The sequence below is a fragment of the Priestia sp. 10L35 genome, from assembly GCF_056395685.1.
The window spans coordinates 1-17682 of sequence record NZ_JBFTKA010000024.1 but is presented as its reverse complement, the minus strand read 5'-3'; the positions used below and the strand labels follow the sequence as shown (position 1 = coordinate 17682).

17 protein-coding genes, 3 pseudogenes and 1 riboswitch are annotated in these 17682 nt (G+C 33.4%); of the genes and pseudogenes, 6 read left to right on the top strand and 14 right to left on the bottom strand.

Going from position 1 to position 17682, the window contains the following annotated elements; all coding sequences use genetic code 11:
* Positions 1 to 671: 671 nt before the first annotated feature.
* Together AC1DEF_RS28380 and AC1DEF_RS28375 are read right to left on the bottom strand one after the other, a co-directional pair.
* Positions 672 to 818, bottom strand: coding sequence for a hypothetical protein (locus tag AC1DEF_RS28380; protein ID WP_176521372.1), 147 nt, complete (start codon positions 816 to 818; stop codon positions 672 to 674).
* 130 nt (positions 819 to 948) lie between these two features.
* Complete coding sequence (locus AC1DEF_RS28375; protein WP_097825538.1) at positions 949 to 1233, bottom strand: AbrB/MazE/SpoVT family DNA-binding domain-containing protein; 285 nt, start codon at positions 1231 to 1233, stop codon at positions 949 to 951.
* 358 nt (positions 1234 to 1591) lie between these two features.
* Positions 1592 to 1676, top strand: a riboswitch (cyclic di-GMP riboswitch).
* On the opposite strand from AC1DEF_RS28375, the gene AC1DEF_RS28370 reads away from it, so the two are divergent.
* Positions 1657 to 1827, top strand: coding sequence for an anti-repressor SinI family protein (locus tag AC1DEF_RS28370; RefSeq protein ID WP_176521371.1), 171 nt, complete (start codon positions 1657 to 1659; stop codon positions 1825 to 1827). (Overlaps the previous riboswitch by 20 nt.)
* 32 nt (positions 1828 to 1859) lie before the next feature.
* On the opposite strand, the pseudogene AC1DEF_RS28365 reads toward AC1DEF_RS28370, so the two are convergent.
* From AC1DEF_RS28365 to AC1DEF_RS28315, 11 genes and pseudogenes are all read right to left on the bottom strand, one after another.
* A pseudogene (locus AC1DEF_RS28365) lies at positions 1860 to 1985 on the bottom strand (anti-repressor SinI family protein); the annotation flags it as partial.
* A 180-nt stretch (positions 1986 to 2165) separates the two neighbouring features.
* Positions 2166 to 2300, bottom strand: a pseudogene (locus AC1DEF_RS28360) (helix-turn-helix domain-containing protein); the annotation flags it as partial.
* Positions 2301 to 2526: 226 nt separating this feature from the next.
* A complete protein-coding gene (locus AC1DEF_RS28355; protein WP_097825535.1) occupies positions 2527 to 3381 on the bottom strand; it encodes an STAS domain-containing protein in 855 nt (284 codons plus the stop codon).
* A gap of 505 nt (positions 3382 to 3886) precedes the next feature.
* Positions 3887 to 4075, bottom strand: coding sequence for an aspartyl-phosphate phosphatase Spo0E family protein (locus tag AC1DEF_RS28350; RefSeq protein WP_477727706.1), 189 nt, complete (start codon positions 4073 to 4075; stop codon positions 3887 to 3889).
* A 370-nt stretch (positions 4076 to 4445) separates the two neighbouring features.
* The gene (locus tag AC1DEF_RS28345) at positions 4446 to 4724 is read right to left on the bottom strand and encodes a hypothetical protein (protein ID WP_097825533.1); all 279 of its coding nucleotides are present in this window, start codon (positions 4722 to 4724) and stop codon (positions 4446 to 4448) included.
* A gap of 131 nt (positions 4725 to 4855) precedes the next feature.
* Positions 4856 to 5869 (bottom strand): carbohydrate kinase family protein, encoded by a 1014-nt coding sequence (locus AC1DEF_RS28340; RefSeq protein ID WP_097825541.1) that lies wholly within the window; start codon positions 5867 to 5869, stop codon positions 4856 to 4858.
* Between the two features lie 53 nt (positions 5870 to 5922).
* Entirely contained in the window at positions 5923 to 7383 is a 1461-nt protein-coding gene (locus AC1DEF_RS28335; protein WP_176521373.1) for a glycoside hydrolase family 32 protein, read from the bottom strand.
* A gap of 21 nt (positions 7384 to 7404) precedes the next feature.
* Positions 7405 to 8646 (bottom strand): MFS transporter, encoded by a 1242-nt coding sequence (locus tag AC1DEF_RS28330; protein ID WP_097825531.1) that lies wholly within the window; start codon positions 8644 to 8646, stop codon positions 7405 to 7407.
* 149 nt (positions 8647 to 8795) lie between these two features.
* Entirely contained in the window at positions 8796 to 9644 is an 849-nt protein-coding gene (locus AC1DEF_RS28325; protein WP_097825530.1) for a carbohydrate ABC transporter permease, read from the bottom strand.
* Positions 9644 to 10588 (bottom strand): carbohydrate ABC transporter permease, encoded by a 945-nt coding sequence (locus AC1DEF_RS28320; RefSeq protein WP_255255832.1) that lies wholly within the window; start codon positions 10586 to 10588, stop codon positions 9644 to 9646. Before AC1DEF_RS28320 ends, AC1DEF_RS28325 begins: the two co-directional genes overlap by 1 nt.
* 21 nt (positions 10589 to 10609) lie before the next feature.
* Entirely contained in the window at positions 10610 to 11911 is a 1302-nt protein-coding gene (locus AC1DEF_RS28315) for an ABC transporter substrate-binding protein (RefSeq protein WP_097825529.1), read from the bottom strand.
* A 555-nt stretch (positions 11912 to 12466) separates the two neighbouring features.
* Between AC1DEF_RS28315 and AC1DEF_RS28310 the strand changes: the two genes are divergently transcribed.
* From AC1DEF_RS28310 to AC1DEF_RS28300, 3 genes are all read left to right on the top strand, one after another.
* Entirely contained in the window at positions 12467 to 13441 is a 975-nt protein-coding gene (locus AC1DEF_RS28310) for a LacI family DNA-binding transcriptional regulator (RefSeq protein ID WP_057274207.1), read from the top strand.
* Positions 13442 to 14032: 591 nt separating this feature from the next.
* Complete coding sequence (locus tag AC1DEF_RS28305) at positions 14033 to 14506, top strand: stress protein (protein ID WP_097825528.1); 474 nt, start codon at positions 14033 to 14035, stop codon at positions 14504 to 14506.
* Between the two features lie 264 nt (positions 14507 to 14770).
* Positions 14771 to 15130: a hypothetical protein gene (locus AC1DEF_RS28300; RefSeq protein ID WP_097825527.1), complete on the top strand. Its 360-nt coding sequence runs from the start codon at positions 14771 to 14773 to the stop codon at positions 15128 to 15130.
* A 133-nt stretch (positions 15131 to 15263) separates the two neighbouring features.
* On the opposite strand, the gene AC1DEF_RS28295 is transcribed toward AC1DEF_RS28300, so the two are convergent.
* Positions 15264 to 15422 carry a hypothetical protein gene (locus AC1DEF_RS28295; RefSeq protein ID WP_176521370.1) on the bottom strand — a complete coding sequence of 53 codons (159 nt, stop codon included), beginning with the start codon at positions 15420 to 15422 and terminating at the stop codon, positions 15264 to 15266.
* A gap of 781 nt (positions 15423 to 16203) precedes the next feature.
* Here AC1DEF_RS28295 and blaOXA point away from each other — a divergent pair.
* On the top strand, positions 16204 to 17019 hold the full coding sequence (gene blaOXA / locus AC1DEF_RS28290) for a class D beta-lactamase (RefSeq protein ID WP_097825526.1): 816 nt from the start codon (positions 16204 to 16206) through the stop codon (positions 17017 to 17019).
* 354 nt (positions 17020 to 17373) lie between these two features.
* Positions 17374 to 17682, top strand: a pseudogene (locus AC1DEF_RS28285) (hypothetical protein); the annotation flags it as partial.

The following is a 17682-nucleotide window of genomic DNA, read 5'->3' as shown; positions in this document are numbered from 1 at the left end:
ACCATATAACTCAGCTGTTTCTTTATATGAATATTGCTTATTGATGTAGAAATCTACAGCTTTTAACTTTGTTTCAAGTGTGTGTTTTGACATAAAAAACTGCACCTCCAATTATTAGTTTTTGTCTAACAATTGGGGTGCAGTTCAGATCCGGTAGTTTTTCTGTTTTTACGCTGGATAGGCTAGGGAATCCTAGTTATCATAATGAACTTTATCGGAAATGACGTGTTAGAATGTGTTGAAAGGGTAATGTAAAGGGTAGAGGGCCATCAGGAGGAAAGAATATGCTCTATAACTATGAAGTTTTCCTATTCCATAGGGAGGTTAAATGCCTAATTGCAGATTATGACAAGTGCAGACATTTACCTACTAAGAACGAGTTGCACAATCAGATAGTACTTCTAACAAAAGTTCTTGAAAATCAATAAGTTACTAGTATTCGAGCAAACTAAGCCAGATGCTCATCAGCATTCTACCCAAGAGTTTCATGACAGAAAAAACCTACCTGTCATCATGAAGGTAGGCTTTTGGTTAATATTTAGGGTTACACATACATTTTATATAAGGAAATTGCTTCCTTGTTTATCAAAGAAAATGATTAATATGCTGATTTAACCACAAAAATTAAAATGAGTCAGTTTTGTTAATAAAATACGAATGTGTATCAATTATTATCCTGTTAGTAGGATATCATTTACTAAAGCTAGTTCTAGCTTAAAAGGACCATTAACTTTTCTAAGCTCACAATAGCCAGAACTATAAATATGAATAATCTTAAATCTTTTACCTTGACATAAAGCTTCTTTATTAATTGACATACCTTCCCTCCAGATTCATTATCATAATTTAATCAACGTATTTAAATTTCATCTGGAATAGAATTAAATTATTTTCCCTCTTTTACTCTTCTTAAAACCCAAATTAAATAAAAATTTTTATATTAAATGACTATTTACTACCTTCTATATTTTCATTTTTCAATTGGTTAAACAATTGTTCGGCACCTTCTGGGCTTAATATAAGATTACCAGAATATACTTTATTTTCTTTTGTTATTTCTCCAGTGATCACACACGCTGGATAGGCTTGATATTTTCGAAAAATAATTTGGTTCCCCTCAACATAAATCTCTATTGGTGTTTTCTCTTTTATATCTAAAACTTTGCGCAATTCACTTGGGAGGACAACGCGCCCTAATTGGTCAACTTTTCTTACAATACCTGTACTTTTCATAGTCATTCTCTTCTTACGGTGTCAAATTCTTGATGCGTAATCATTGTAACACTTATTCTACTTACTAACTTTATTTAGCAATTAAGCTCCCATATAGTTTGATTTATGGAGGATGCAATACATAATCTATAGTTAAGGCTGTTCAATGTAGATAGTACAAAAAGGTACACCTTTTTAGACGTATTAAAAATACTAGGCCTTATTGTACGCTTGGTTTACGTCTCTTCCCAGCTGATAACTCTCAGCATTATTTTTGGAGTTGGAAATAGTTGTTTAATTCAGAAAATAATTATAAGAATACTTATTTCGACACACTTTGACACCCCTTATGTAGTAAGATTTTATATAAATTTACATATTCAGATAAAGGCAAACTAGTTGAAAAGCTAGGACGCAAAGCTACAGATCTAAAGTCAATTGACTATGACAGCTGGGCTACCTAAAATTCTGGAGGAATTTATTTTTATGAGCAGTGAAAATGAAATAACAATGTCAAATGTAGATCAAGAATGGATCAATCTTATCCACGAGGCTAAGGAAATAGGGCTATCTCTTAAAGAAGTAAAAGCATTCTTAGATAATAAACAAACCTAGTGATAATAAAAAACATTAGATAAGCAAGCTATCTAATGTTTTTTTATTATCGTATTATCTTGAGATTTTGCTTCTAGAAACTGTTTAAATTCTTCTTTACTCACATTTGAATTCATTGCGTCTTTTACTAGTTTCATCCACTCTTCTGGCAGAACTGTTATAGAATTCTTCATAGTAGTACCTCCTTACATAAATACTTTTTATCACTTACCATTTGTTTTCAGTTTAAAACCCTATTTTATAGTGACCATCCACTATATTACAACTAAATAGTTAATTTCTTTACTTTAATCGACTATAGATAGCTGTTTATGTAGTAAAAAATAAAATTCTTTCTATTATTCTCCCGTAGTCACCGTATTTTTTAGTTTCTGATATTCTCTCCACCGACGATAAAAAGTAGCTTCACTTATATTCGTGATTTTACAGATTTCCTTTACAGGCTTATTAGTGGTTTCATGTAGTTCGATAGCATGCCTTACTCCATCATGCTTTAACGTAAATTTCTGTTTCTTTCCTTTTAGATAAGATACCTAATAGAGAATGAAAACATATAATGTAGTTTGAATGATTTTAGCGCTCAATCAGCATCTTTTTCTTCTTCTTTTTAGACCTTCCTAATTTACAAAGTCAAAAGCTCCATAGAATAATTTATTCTATGGAGCTTTTTCGATAAAGTTCATTATGAGTGAGTGGTCTTTATTGTACGGATAGTTGAGCGTCGGAATCCAATGCTTGAGCAAGATTGGATTTAATTCTTATACTTTTAAACGAAAGACCAAGTTGAATGGCTGTTTGGGCAATTTCCGGTCTAATCCCAGATAAGGTACACTTCACTCCAAGTAGACCAAGGGTATCAATTAATTGAAAGATTTGATGGGCAACCATTGTATCCACCATTATAACCCCAGATAAATCAATGTAAAGGGAGGAAATTTGTTTGTCAGCACATTGTTGTAACGTGCTTTCCAAAATCATCTTTGCTCTTGCCGTATCAATATCTCCAACCAGTGGTAAAAGTGCGACATCTTTTTTTATTGTGATGACAGGTGAACTTAATTCATGAATCATTTCTTGTTGAGCTTTTAATCGTATTTGAGAATAAGCATGGTATTCTTTAGTAAATACCGTCATTACATAATTGAAATTCTTAATAACAACACGATTCCATCTGTTAATGGTCTCTTGTGAATAAGTTTCATCACTTGTCTGAACAAATTCTTGAATTAAATCTAAGTATTGGTCTTGGGTAGAAAAAAACTCTTTTAAAATAAAATGAATGGGTGTACGTAAATGTTCTTCATCCTTTGAAACCGAACAAATCCATTCATCAAAATGGGCAGAAAAATATTCATGTGATTCTGTTTCGTCAAAGACTTTACAAAATCGCACGTGAAATTCATGATTTTGCTGTTTTACTTTGTGGATGACTTGTGGATCATTAGAAGCATATACACCAAGCGAGCCGTCCTTATCTACTGATTCATACCATTTCTCAGTCAATGACCATGTTCGTTCCACTAAAAAATGATATAACTTGTTATTTCTATGCATCGTTTAATATCCCCTTATATATGTTCTCTTGTTAGTGAGTAGATGGTTAAGTATAAACCCTCTTTATTTTACCATGTGTACGCAGAAAATCTGCCTGATGCGAAATTAAATTTTGTACAGATTAATTACTTTCTTCCCCTTTCTTTATCAAGTTATGGCTTCTTTTTCTACTTACCATAATGTAGTTTTCCGGAACACATATCAAAAAGAACCCTCTTGGGAGAAGGGTTCTAGATGAGGCCTTGTTTCTTCTTTATGCAGGTTTTTATACAGTTTTGATTTATCAACATTTCAGTTCGAGGTGAATGAAGAAATCATGTATAATAAGCCTGCCTTCTATACACATGTGCCAGCACATTATAACTTTACTTTATTATCCAAATTATTTATAACTTACAAGTCGATTAGTAAGTTAATCACCACTTACTAAAAAGCTATCGCTTTCTCATGCTAGGCCAATGCTATTAGAATGCGATAGCTTCTTATGTATAAGGAAAGACAAGACTTACTTTGTTAAGCTAATCTTATGTAATTCATTTAACAATTGATCAATGAACTTGCTGACTTGAAGTGTGTTGTCACTTGTCATTCCTTCTTCTAATGCTACTTGAATCATATTCTCCCGGGCCTTTTCTATCTCTATAATCAAAGTTTGTTTTAAAACACCCTTATACCCCTGCAATGATAATCTCACCCATTTACCAAAATGTTAATATTTATAACCTATTTAACAATAAATTTATTACACTCATATATCAACAGCTAATCTCTAAAGGGGACAGTTATATAACTTGTAAAACGGACCTAATAGCTCGAAATCCGGAAATAAGGGGATGAATAGCCGTCTTTAATCTATACACCTTAATGGAAAAATGTATAGATTAAAAAATAAATCTAAAAGCTTTTGCTCATTAGAGAAAAAGCTTTTTTAAATGTAGGGGAATGGGGGAAACTTTATTAACATGAACGGAATTAAAAATTCATAATTATGTTTTTGCACCTGGACAAACAAAACTAGCCTTTTAAACGAGAGTTCTTGCCCTCATGATCTTTTGCTTGTAAGATTAAATATTTCCCCCTTTTATCCATATTACTTTTGTCTGTTTCTTTAAAAGGGGGATTTTATTTCTGAATTTCCTTTTCAGTACTTCTACACTTGAACTATACAATATTTTATCTTCTAAATGATTGCTTTTTCCATGTTTGTTTAGCGTATATACAGGATTAAAAGATAATGTCATTTTATAAAGCATATTATCTTGTTCTTCTATAATTGCTTGGTAGGTCCCTAAGTAATGACCTAAATGATTATAATCTCTAATTTTGCCCATCCATATATCCAATTTAATCACCAATTAACTAATAAGTTGGAAGTTTAAATTTCATTTAGAATACTTCTACTAAAACTGAGTGAAGCATTCTTAAGTGACATTTATTTAACTATTCAATAAATAATACAGAAAAATTGGTTATTCTAATACGATTTAGATTCATTTTGCTCATTTATAGTTGTACGTTGAGTAGAAATAAAATTTAGTATATGCTGTTTTCCGGGTGCTGCCTGAATAGCTCCTTTTACTGAAGCTGTAAGTGCTCCACTCGCATTAGCAAAAGTAAGCAATTGTTCATGGTGTTCACTAATTTTTTGACATAGATTATCACTCGATACGTCAAATGAAAGCAGTTCAGATAAAAAACCACCTATAAATGCATCACCTGCTCCGGTTGTATCTGAAACCGTTACTTTAAATCCTTTATCTTCAAATTGCTCTCCATTTATCAAATAAATAATAGCTCCATTTTTCCCTTTGGTATAAACTACTACTTTTACATTGCCAACAAAAAGAGAGTTAATAGCTTCCCTTTCTCCCTGAATATTGGTTATAAAAAATAATTCTTCATCCGATACTTTCACGATATCTGCTAAAGGTAAAAAGTCTAGAATTGTTCGACGACAGCTTTCTTTGTCAGGCCATAAGGGAAGACGAACATTGGGATCAAAACTGACAATCCCCCCTATTTTTTGAAAACTATCTATTACTTTTACATGGGTTTGTTTCATTGAACTTTCCACTAAATCTACAGAACAAAAATGAAGAAGGTCTCCCTTATCAAACCACTCTACTTTCACCTCGTTTGGTAAAAGTAATAAGTCAGCTGAATTCTTTCTATAAAAACTGAAGTCTCTATCTCCCAATTTATCTACAGATACGAATGCCAAACCAGTCTCTCCTTCATTGCATCGAATAATATATGAAGTATCTACCCCATTTCCTTCAAGCACATCTACTAAATAATCACCAAAGCTATCATTAGCTATTTTCGTTAGCATAACAGAATTTCCCCCGTATTTTGCAATCGCAATTGCAACGTTCATAGGAGCTCCTCCAGCCACACGTTCAAAACTATTAACTTCTTTTAAAGACTTTTCTTTTTGAACAGGAATAAAATCAATTAATGTTTCGCCAATACAAAAAACTCTTTTCAACATCTTCACCCCAAAACAATGAACAAGTGCTTGTACACTTGTTCATTCATAGTTTATTTCCAGATATCTTTTAACTTCCAGTATGTTAATTCCTTAATCTTTACATCTTCAACATCTGTAAATACTTCAATGCCTAATCTATCTTCAGTTGGATAAATACGACTTGTCATAGTTGCTTGTCCTTCATTTGCAAATACTTCAATAGAGGATCGATCAAGGAATATGCGTAAGGAAAGCTCTTGATTTGCCCTAAGAATGGTATTTCTTACACCATCTTCAACTTTACCAGACTTAGAACAATCGAGTTTTAGTGTTTGTTTGTCCAAGTGATACGTTAATACAGTCTCTTCCTGGTTAATTCCACGAATTCTTATTCCAACCGACTGAGCGTTACAATTGGTTAGGTCAAACACAGCTTTTATTTCAAGTAAATCTTCGTTTGTTTCTATTAAATAGCTATTAGAAGTTACATTGGTAAGTGTATTATGTTCAATCTCACGCAATAAGTTTAATTCTTCCACAGGATTCATTAAAACTTTATCATTCTCTCCTAAAGTAACTTCACGTGGTAATGTAAGTGCTCCACACCATCCATCTTCTTTTGTTGGCATATCTGACTCCCACATATCCATCCAACCAATAGCAATTCGACGTCCTTTTTCATCTAATAACGTTTGAACTGCATAAAAGTCATGTCCATTATCTAACTCATTAAATGACCCGTGTATAAACTCGTTTAATTCGTAATTATAATCTCCAATTAAATATCCCGTCTGGAATAGATTGTTGTATAAATCCCCATCTCTCTTAATACCTTGTGGAGAAATCATGAGAACGTATTTTCCATCTAATTCAAAGAAATCTGGACATTCCCACATGAATCCGAGTTTTTCGTTTCCTTGTGCCAATACACCGATATATGACCACTGACGTAAATCCGGAGAACGGTATAAAATTACTCTGCCTACATTGTTCTTGGTCGAATTCCCTACTACCATATACCAGCTATCTTTGTGTTTCCATACTTTAGGGTCACGGAAATGATGACTACTATCCGTAGGTGGTTCAGGAATTACTGGATTTTCTGCAATCTTATGAAATGTGACACCATCCGTACTAACAGCAATATTTTGATTTTGATAAAAAATATCTTTTTCCTTATCAGTATAATTGTGTCCGGTATAGATTAATGTTAATTCCCCATTATTATCTACAGCGCTTCCTGAGAAACACCCGTCACTATCACAATCATCACCAGGAGCTAAAGCAATAGGCAAGTGTTCCCAATGAACAAGATCTTTACTTTTTACATGCCCCCAGTGCATCGGACCCCAGTTTTCATCGTAAGGGTGATGCTGATAAAATACGTGGTATTCTCCTTTATACTGTACTAAACCATTTGGATCATTGATCCAGTTCGCTGGTGCCATAATATGATAACCTAACCGATAACGGTTATTTACTCCTTCTTTTGCAGTATCCAATGCATCTTGCGCTTGTTGAAGTTTGTTTATTGTGAACATTCTAACATCTCCTTATATAACTTGTTTTATGTCCGTTATATTTCCTTCTAACCCTTTGCTTTTATTAGAACCTAATAAAGTGAACATTGAAATAATCGTAAAACAAAGGACCATTATTCCTAGAATAAGATAAGTATGACGGAAGCCTATCATGTCGTATAATTTACCTGCAAGAGGCGATAACAAAGATGCACCTATTTGAGAGGCAGCTTGAAATCCAACTAAATACAAAACGGAAGATAGTCGTGTATCAAAGTTAGCTGCAAAATATTTAAAAATAGCAATCAACATAATGGGTAATTCTAATGCATGTATTAATTTCATTGAAGAAATACCGACGGGCCCTACTACAAGCCCGGAACCAATAATACGAAGTGCCATTAGAAGACCGGCTAATAATAGTCCATTTTTGGCTCCAATTTTATTTACAATAAAAGGTGCAATAAACATCATTCCAGCCTCTAAAAATACTTGAAAAGAACTTAAATATCCAAACACCTGATTTCCTGTGGCTTCAGTGGCGAATAAAGATGTGTAGTAAATTGGAAACTGCTGATCGTACACACTATATACACACGTTACTCCAATCACATACATCATCAAAAACCAAAACTTCTTTAAAAGAAAAAGTTGTCCAACATCCTTTAATTTAACGGATTCAGCTTTTTCCAATTCAAAATTTGTAACTTCTATTTTTACTGATAAAATAATTGCAACTAAGATAATTGCTGAAACAGATGCCACCCAAAAGTTGATATCGGGATTAATATTAAATAACTGACCTGCAAAAAAAGTTGCTGACGCCCAACCTAACGAACCCCACATTCTAGACTTTCCGTATTCGAAATCGTATTTTCGGCTAACTTTTTCAACATAGGTTTCAATAGCGCCGATACCCGCAGAAATACCAATGCCTAAATAAATAGCTCCCACAGCTGCACCCAAAATCACATTATATTTTAATAGTGGTCCATATATATAAATATAAAATGGTCCTACAAATACAAGTAGTAAACTAATAAAAGATAATATATTTTTCTTTAGACCTATCTTGTCAGAGATATAACCATATACAGGCTGTATACACAATGCGAAGATAGCGTTTACAGAGAAAATTAAACCTGTGGCTGATCCACTTAAATTTAACTCTTGCTTTAACCAAATAGGAAATAAAGAGGCGCTAGAAGACCAAGTAAAAAAGAAAAAGAAAAAATAAGCACTTAACTTCCAATAGAGAATTTTTGAACTTTTCATGTTTGTTGCTCCTTTAACTAGATAGATAGAATCCTTGAAACAAAAACTGAAAGCACTTTCAAATTCATTTTATGTCAACCGGTTGACATTTATTTTTAAAAATTACCCATACATAAGTATTGTTTTCGCAGAAATAACCTGATTTTTCCCTATTTAATACCTGTTCCTGAACCACCAATTCCTTCTAAAATATAACGTTGAGCCACTATATAGATAAGAATTAAGGGGATGGTGGATATTGTTAAAACAGCCATAACTTGATTTGTGTAAACCGGCTCCGTACTATTGATAGCTGTAATTGCTACTTGAATCGGAAATTTTGACTTGTCCGTTAAAACCATTAAAGGCCAAATATAATCATTCCAACTTCCGATAAAGGCTAAAGTTCCAACTGTAGCAACAGCCGGTTTAGACATTGGTAGCATAATTCTCAAGAATATTTGCCAGGTATTCGCTCCATCCAATTTGGCTGATTCAATAATCTCTGATGGAATAGCCATAAAAAAGTTTCGGAATAAATAGATATTGAATGCCCCTGCTAAGGCTGGCAGAATTACAGCAAGACGAGTGTCTACTAATCCTAGTTTGTGAACTATAGTAAATTGTGAGATTAGGATCGTTTCCAGTGGTACGATTAGAAGAGCCAATAAAAGACCAAACAGCACTCTTTTTCCATTAAAATTCAATTTAGCGAACGCATAACCTGCCATCCCATTGATAATGACAGAGCCTGCTGCTACACATAAACCATAAAACAAGCTGTTTATTATATAACCAAGTAAATGAAAACGTGACAGAACTTGCTTATAGGATGTAAACCAATCTGACGCATGAAAGGAAGGTAGGAAAGCCTTGATACTGTTCATATTATTATAAACTTCTGCTTCAGGTTTCATTGAGGACGCGATCATCCAAAACAATGGGAATATAAATAATACCGCCAGCAAAACTAAACAAATGTATTCTAGAATTGTTAAAGGTCCGAATTTTCGTCTCATTAGTCATCTTCCTCCTTCACTAATTTCCGTTGCGCTAGCGTAACTAACCCAATAATTGTTCCAAATAGAAGAGCAATTGAACTAGCATATCCGACCATTCGATCCGTAAAGCCAGTTTGATAAATGTAATATACAACTGTCATCGTGGAGTTTACTGGCCCACCTTGTGTCATAACCATTGGTTGGACTAATAGTTTAAACGCACCAATTAATGTCGTAATAAATATAAAAATAGAAGTTGGCTTTAATAATGGTAACGTAATATAAATAAAGCGTTGCCATTTATTCATTCCATCTAGCTGTGCAGCTTCGTAGACGTCTCCAGGTATATTTTGCAAACCTGCTAGGAAAATTAACATTTGAAAGCCAGCCCCCTGCCATGCTGAAACAAAAACGATTGTAAACATAGCCTGTTTAGGGCTCGTTAAGAACGGTTGAGCTGATACACCAAAATAAGTAAGTACATTGTTTATAATTCCTTCATTTGGATTTAACAGATAGAGCCAAAGAACTGAGATAACAACGAGCGACATTACCACAGGACTAAAGTAAGCTACTTTAAAAAATGTGTTAGCTTTCCGTTGTTTGTTTAATAGGAGGGCCAGCCCAAGAGCTGCCCCTATTTGTAAAGGAATTACCCAAACGACAAATTTCAGTGTATTCGCCAAGCTTTTCAAGAAAATAGGATCCTTAAATAAATTGATAAAGTTGTCTAATCCAACAAACTTACGCATATCGGGTGTTAAAAGATAATAATCTGTAAATGCATAGTAGACGGACATAATAGCTGGAATAATAAGAAACAGCAATAAAAGTAATAATGCTGGTCCTAGAAATGTATAAGCTACTACATTGTCTTTCCATTTAATTTTATTTTTGATGTTTTTTTCTGCTCTTGAAAATGTGTAAACAGTCTTATTTCCTTTTAATCCAGTTTTAATCATAATGCCTCCTTCTAGCTGCTTTTATCGATTAGCCTTATCGATAGCTGCTTGCATTTCTGTAGCACGTGTATCTAAGACTTTTTTGATGTTTTTGTTTTGGTCATAGAAACTGATATCATCAATTGTTTGTTGGAAAGCACGTGTTACTTGTGGATACGCTGGTGTTACTGGTCGTGCATGTCCTGATTCCTTTAATTGCTTCATAAATACATTCATTTGATCAGAAAATTCTTTTGTAAGTACTTTTTCAGAAGAGTAACGAACCGGTAGTGCTGCAATTGTACGACTTAATTCTAAATTTGAATCTTTATTTGTCATCCAATCTACTAGTTTAGCAGACCATTCTTTATTTTCAGATTTCTGTGTCATTGCAAACTGCCAACTTCCTGAAGGTGAAACTAGTTTCTTTGTCTTTGGTGATACTGGATAAGGCATAACACCATAATCAACTTTTTGAAAGTTTGTTTTCATATCTGTTACTGTCCATACACCACTAAACTTCATTGGGTACTTTTCCGTTTCGAAAGCCTGCTTAACTGGAGTACGCGTTGTATAGCCTTCTTTTAACATCGTTTGAATAAAAGTCATGGCCTCAACACTAGGCTTTTTATTAAACACACCTTCTGCTTTAGTACCGTCTTTTGAGATAATTTCTCCACCTGCAGACCATACAAATGGCGTTAGTGCATACGTCAACATTTCATCTTTTGCTTGTAATTGCATATCAATAGCCGGTTTATTATATTTTTCTTTCAACGTTTTACAAAGGGCCATGAATTGATCCCATGTCCAAGGATTGTCAACTGTCGGTAACGTATTTAAATCAACGCCTGCCTCTTGTAGCATTTTTTTATTGTAGTAAATTCCCACAGATGATTCACTCGCACCAATCGCATACAATTTGTCTTTGTATGTTCCTTGTTGTTTGATACTCGGTAGTAAATCATCTTGATCTTTCACATAATCATCTAGTGGAGCAATGATGCCAGATTTTGCATAAGCAGCTGTATTTGGCCCATCCAACGTAATAACATCGGGTAATGTATCAGTTGTCAACGCTGCGTTTACTTTATCCTCATATCCTCCGCCGTTCCCACTACGTGGAATAAATTCAATTTTAGCTTTAACATTTTTAGATGCATATTTCTTGTTAAAAGCATCTACTCGTTTTTTATAAACCTTACCTTCTTCACTATCGTCTGATACGTGTACCCACATTGTAACCATTTGTTTGCCGTCACTACTTACGCTTTTATCCTTACTACAACCTACTACAGCAAGAATTAGCAATAAAGATATACCTACTAAAAACCATTTCTTCATACGTTCCAGTCCCCCTTATTTCTTCTTATTCACACAAATATATAAAAGCGCTTTCAAGGAGTATTTTATGTCAACCGTTTACATATGTCAATCGGTTGACATGTTTTTTTTTGAAATATCAAACTTTTCGCTCCTACCCTTAAAACGAAGGTATAATATATTAGAATATATGTATTATCAATATCTCGTTCATAATAAAAGTTAATGTATGTTCGATATATGCTAATGGTAATTAACCTCTAATTCTTGCACATGTTAGAGATATTTTCTACAATAAGTCCGTAACAAATAAACTTTAATTAATTAAAGTGTTCTTCGAAATGAACTATTTCACAATATGAAATTTTTATTAATAAGGAAATTGTAAAGCTATCAAAAGAGGAATTAATTTTAATTGACATGAAGTGTCTGTATAATGCTCAATAAGCTATTTCCCTAACCTAATCAAAAAATTCTTATGTGACTAAAAAATATAAAAGCTTATTTAAATAATAGAGATAAAAAATCCTAATATAATATTAACAAGTGATATTTAGTGGGATAGGAGGAAAGATAATGAAACCTAATATCCATGATGTAGCAAAGGTTGCAGGAGTTTCATCAACAACAGTTTCACGTGTCTTAAATAATCGAGGTTACATAAGTGAGAAAACAAAGGATAAAGTTTATAAAGCAATGGAAGAAATTAATTACTTCCCAAACGATTTAGCACGTTCTTTATTTCATAAAAAAACAAATTTAATAGGATTAATTATACCCAATTCAAGTAACCCGTTTTTTGGTGAGCTTGCCTTTCATATTGAAAGTATTTGTACTTCACTAGGTTATAAATTGTTGCTTTGTAATAGTTTAAACCGTATGGATAAAGAGGAAAAATACTTAGAAATGCTTATACGAAACCAGGTAGATGGGGTCATTGTTGTAACATACAACCGAGGAGTCCTAGATTATCACAAGCAAAATTTACCTATCGTAGCAATTGATCATTATTTATCTGAAAAGATTCCTGTTGTAGGATCTGATAATTATGATGGGGGGAAAAAGGCCACAGAATTGTTAATAAAAAAACAGTGTGAAAATATTATTCATATTAACGGCCCACTCGATTTGGAAACACCAGCAAACTTAAGAAGAAAAGCGTATGAAGATGTTATGGAGGGGTACGGAAAATTACCAATTACATATGAAGTCTCTCCTCAAAAGAGTCGTGAAGAGGTAATCGCTAATCTTTTTGATGAACATCCGGAAGTAGACGGTATTTTTGCAAGTGATGATCTGATTGCGGCTTCTGTCATCACAGAAGCTAGAAAAAGGGGAAAAGATATACCCACTCATTTAAAAGTGATTGGTTACGATGGAACGGAAACAGTAAAGGCTATACTACCAGAATTAACGACCATACAACAACCTATTGATTCTATTGCAAAGGTAGCAATAGACATTTTATCTAAAGAGATTGAGGGCGAATTCAACAACATAGAATTTGAAACATATCTGCCTGTTAAACTTTTAGAAGGTGGAACTACTTAAATAAATTCATAATATTTACAAAGGAAAAAGTTTTCTCTTTAAAGACCTGGAAGAAATTTATTCTTAATTTAGAGTGATTAAAATAATTACTTTCCCCAAAAGATTTCGAGCCTGGTTGTCTCAGAAAGATTGAGAAATCAAGGATGTATAAAAAATTTCATACACCAGCAAAAGAACCTTTGTTAGAGGTCTTCATTATAGATTCTTTTGTCTGGTTTCTTTAAGAGACATTATGGTAACTAAAGACGTATGCTTTTTTGAACTCTCTTCATTTATAGAAGGAATTCCTCAATCTTCTTTTTTATAAATTAAAGTTTTACCTTTTACGTTTAGTGGCGGCAAATACGCAGTTTTTCTAAAAGATAGGTAAATGATAAAACTATTTTTAATAAAGCATGTTCGATTTTACTTAATGATATAGTGGAAAGTAAAGCTAAACATAATCATCTTTATGTAAACAAAGTTTGTATAAATATTTATTTTAATATGAACCATGTACAGTACGTTACTTCTCATTTACTTGTTTTTGTTTACTGTTGGATAAATAGGGTAAATTTTCTAAGAATCACCTAAAAATGAGGGGGAGATAGAATGAGAAAAGCGAAACAAGCTGCTGTGGCTTCTGCATTAGGGTTAGCTGTGTTAGCGACACCCCTAACTCTACCGTCTTTAGGAGATGATACTGGTTCGGCACAAGCAGCAGAGGTTGGAGGAGAAGTCACCGTTGATCCTGTAGCGATTGGACAGGCCATTGACGATGCAAAAAAATCAGCTGATAACCGAAGTGGGTTCGTCAAGGGAGCGATGGAAAAAGCATTCTTTGAATCGGGTCAACAATATAATGTAATGGTGATGAATTTGAGTCAAGGTTATAATTCAGATCAATTACAAGGTGTACAATACTTTGATACGGTAGATTATGATGGCATTACGTACGGAGTCTGGATATTTGAAGAAGGAACATTTATTAATGAAGGTGATGGAGGCTATGATAATTGGGCGATGAGAGGCTGGTTTGAACGCACAGGAGATGACGAAAAAACGGTCAATTTTCATAGACCTTAATTTAACATAAAGATGAAGATAGCAAAAAGGACCCTATAAGAGAAAATAATAGGAAGAGCCTTGACCTTGAAGGTAAGGCTCTTCTCGTTATATAAGTTTTTACCATGTAATATCGCAAACATGATTGTTTTTGGACGGGTGCCTGGGTCTGTAGAAGTGACCACTACACGAGTATTTTACATAGGTTGTACTATACTATTTTTACAAATACTAAAAAGATGATAGTATAAAGAATCATAAGCTAAATCTAATATAGAAGAGGTGATGAAAATCATAACAAAAGGTGTAACTCAATCTACGCTCGCAAAAGAATTAGTTGCTTTACCTACGCCCTGTAATGATGTTGTCTACTATCCTGCTAAGTTGGCTTACTTAGCAACTGAAGAGAGCTACACAGTTTTCCAAACTCTGAGTCAAAAAAGTGGCCTAGCTTATCTCGTTGTTACCCAGCCTCGTACAGCTAAGATTGTATTAGCAGGATCTACAGATTTAATAAATGAAGTATATCAAGCCATTCCTTGGTCTAATTATGAAATAGCAGATGGAGATAACAAGTTCGATTACAAAGAATCCCCTTCATTGCAAGCTTTAGAAGATTATTTTAATCATCTTAAAGAACAGTAATACATCTTATGGGTACAACTCTTGATTATTCTAAAAGACCTTCTAATGAATTAGAGGGTCTTTTAGAATAATCAAGTAAAGAGTGATAGTTGGCAGATGCCTATTATTAAATAGAAAATCACTGTAAAGGTGATTAGAATTCACTATGATAGTGTAAGCGAAGAACCTCACGTAACAGTTCCTTTTGCTGATACACTCTTTCTTTCGTTAACGGATCTGTACAAGTATGATAGTCTTTAGTTAAACTTGAAAGTTCCCTCGTAAATAAGCACACTTCATATTTATCTAGCATAAACGGTCCTCTTTTCTCATAAGCAGTTTATAACAATACAATATATTTTATATATACCCCTAAGAAAAAATCACTAACTATTATTTGTTATCCAAATTACTACAATTATTTCACTGGAAAAGTAGTAGGATAGATATAATTAAGTTCACTGAAAATGTAGAGGTGAAGTTTGTATGTATTGGGGGGACTATATCTATCATGTTTTAGCTATTAGTGGAGGGGTGATAGTAGGTGGAGTTATAAGTTGGGCCACTACGAAAATTTTGAAGACTAAAAAATATAGAGATAATTGAAATGGATAACACAATAAAAACTACCTCGATATAGAATGCTCCAGCAAGAGAGGTAGTTTTTATCAGAATTGACAATTATAAAGTACCAAAATATAACCACAAGTAGATCGTAACATGTTTTACTCGTAAAGACTATTTTTTGCCATACAAACATATTATAAAAGGTGCACTTCTTATGCATGGATCTTTCATACACCTATGAAGAGGACGTTAGCATACTAAAGATGTATAACAAGTTGCATACTCGGGAAAAAGAATCCTTAGTAGAACCGGTCAGTCCCCGTTCTACTTTAAGGGTTCTTTTTTGTATAGGAATAAATTAGATCAACAACGAAATTAAATATAAAGACGACTAAGAGAAAGGTTAGTTAATAATGAATCAACTGAACCAATAAGAAAAATAATTATGAATACAGCCTTAAAATATTGAATTTTCTGAAATATAGGCATAAAATGTAGCTGTTAAATAATTAAATGGAGTGTTTGAAATGAAAAAAGTGATTTACCTATCTATCTTTTTGCTGTTTGTAGGAGTAGTAGGTTATACAGCTCAAGCTCAAACATCAAGTAAAGAAGCTGGTTCTAGAGAAAAGCTTAACGTTAAAAAGCTAGATGTTACTGAATTTTTCTCTAATGAAAATGGAACGTTTTTATTACGTAATGTTAAAACAGGAAAAACATTTGTCTACAATCAGGAAAGAGCGACTACACGACTTACCCCAGAATCTACGTTCAAGATTCCTAATGCATTAATTGGATTACAAGTCAAAGCCGTACGAGATGAATATGATGTGAAGCGTTGGGATGGTGTTAAGAGAGAATTTGACACGTGGAACCGTGATCATACTCTTGGATCGGCTATGCGTGAGTCAGCCATTTGGTATTATCAAGAAATGGCCAGGGACATTGGGGAGAAACGTATGAAAGAGTGGGTACAGAAGACTTCATATGGAAACGAAGATATTAGTGGAGGAATTGACCATTTTTGGTTAGACAATTCTTTAAAGATTAGTGCACTTGAGCAAGGTAATTTTTTAGAAAAATTATATAAAGAAGAGCTTCCCTTTGATAAACCAGTCATGAAAACTGTTAAACGAATGATGATTCAGGAGGAGGGAGATCACTATACACTTTATGGGAAAACAGGAACAAGGTTATCTGACATGGGACTGGGCTGGTACGTTGGATTTGTAAAAGTGGACAATCAATCTTATGTTTTCGTAACAAATATTGATGGCTCGGGAACAAAAGCCAAAAATATTACATTGGATATCTTAAGAAAGTACAACCTCATTACGAAATAAAAAACAGACATTTAGATTTGTTTAAAATACATCTAAACTTTATAAAATGATTTATAAACTCAAAAAAGCACAAGCCACTATATATGGTTTGTGTTTTTTGGCTAAGGAATGGATGGAGGTGGTACGATATACAGCTTAAAAACAGAAAAACCTATCCCTTTCCAGTCAAAAGAGGTAGGTATTTTCTGTAACGCACTCTTATTTTTGATGAGTCTATTCATCTTGCGTAGTTTGCTCAGTAAGAAAATTTTTATTCATCATAGATAGTTTCAATAGAATAAGTTGTACAATTGATTTATAAATTATAATTATAGGAAGACTTTTCGATTGAAATAAAAAAGGAGGTTATAATAGATGTCTAAAACTACTATTCCCAGAGCTGCTGTTCATGGTACAGCAGCTGGAGTTATCTTCATGGCATTTTTCGGAACGCTTTGGGCAGGAATTGGAATTAGAGGAATGCAGGGATGGGGATTTCTTGTATTTATTATCCTATCTCTATTGATTGGAGTCCTATTATTTATCGGTGCAATTGCATTAATAAAGAAGTCTAGTACATTATCTAATGAAGTAATCAAAAAGGATACGGAGCAGTGGAGAAAAAAGAATATATGGTTCGGTATTATTTTTAGTTTAGAAGGCCTTTTGATTGCTATGGCTTCT

Excerpts from the sequence above, each read along its gene's own strand:
- AC1DEF_RS28380 (WP_176521372.1), bottom strand. The coding sequence starts at position 818 with ATGTCAATTAATAAAGAAGCTTTATGTCAAGGTAAAAGATTTAAGATT.
- AC1DEF_RS28375 (WP_097825538.1), bottom strand. The coding sequence starts at position 1,233 with ATGAAAAGTACAGGTATTGTAAGAAAAGTTGACCAATTAGGGCGCGTT.
- AC1DEF_RS28370 (WP_176521371.1), top strand. The coding sequence starts at position 1,657 with ATGACAGCTGGGCTACCTAAAATTCTGGAGGAATTTATTTTTATGAGC.
- AC1DEF_RS28355 (WP_097825535.1), bottom strand. The coding sequence starts at position 3,381 with ATGCATAGAAATAACAAGTTATATCATTTTTTAGTGGAACGAACATGG.
- AC1DEF_RS28330 (WP_097825531.1), bottom strand. The coding sequence starts at position 8,646 with ATGAAAAGTTCAAAAATTCTCTATTGGAAGTTAAGTGCTTATTTTTTC.
- AC1DEF_RS28325 (WP_097825530.1), bottom strand. The coding sequence starts at position 9,644 with ATGAGACGAAAATTCGGACCTTTAACAATTCTAGAATACATTTGTTTA.
- AC1DEF_RS28320 (WP_255255832.1), bottom strand. The coding sequence starts at position 10,588 with ATGATTAAAACTGGATTAAAAGGAAATAAGACTGTTTACACATTTTCA.
- AC1DEF_RS28315 (WP_097825529.1), bottom strand. The coding sequence starts at position 11,911 with ATGAAGAAATGGTTTTTAGTAGGTATATCTTTATTGCTAATTCTTGCT.
- AC1DEF_RS28310 (WP_057274207.1), top strand. The coding sequence starts at position 12,467 with ATGAAACCTAATATCCATGATGTAGCAAAGGTTGCAGGAGTTTCATCA.
- AC1DEF_RS28305 (WP_097825528.1), top strand. The coding sequence starts at position 14,033 with ATGAGAAAAGCGAAACAAGCTGCTGTGGCTTCTGCATTAGGGTTAGCT.
- AC1DEF_RS28300 (WP_097825527.1), top strand. The coding sequence starts at position 14,771 with ATGAAAATCATAACAAAAGGTGTAACTCAATCTACGCTCGCAAAAGAA.
- AC1DEF_RS28295 (WP_176521370.1), bottom strand. The coding sequence starts at position 15,422 with ATGCTAGATAAATATGAAGTGTGCTTATTTACGAGGGAACTTTCAAGT.
- blaOXA (WP_097825526.1), top strand. The coding sequence starts at position 16,204 with ATGAAAAAAGTGATTTACCTATCTATCTTTTTGCTGTTTGTAGGAGTA.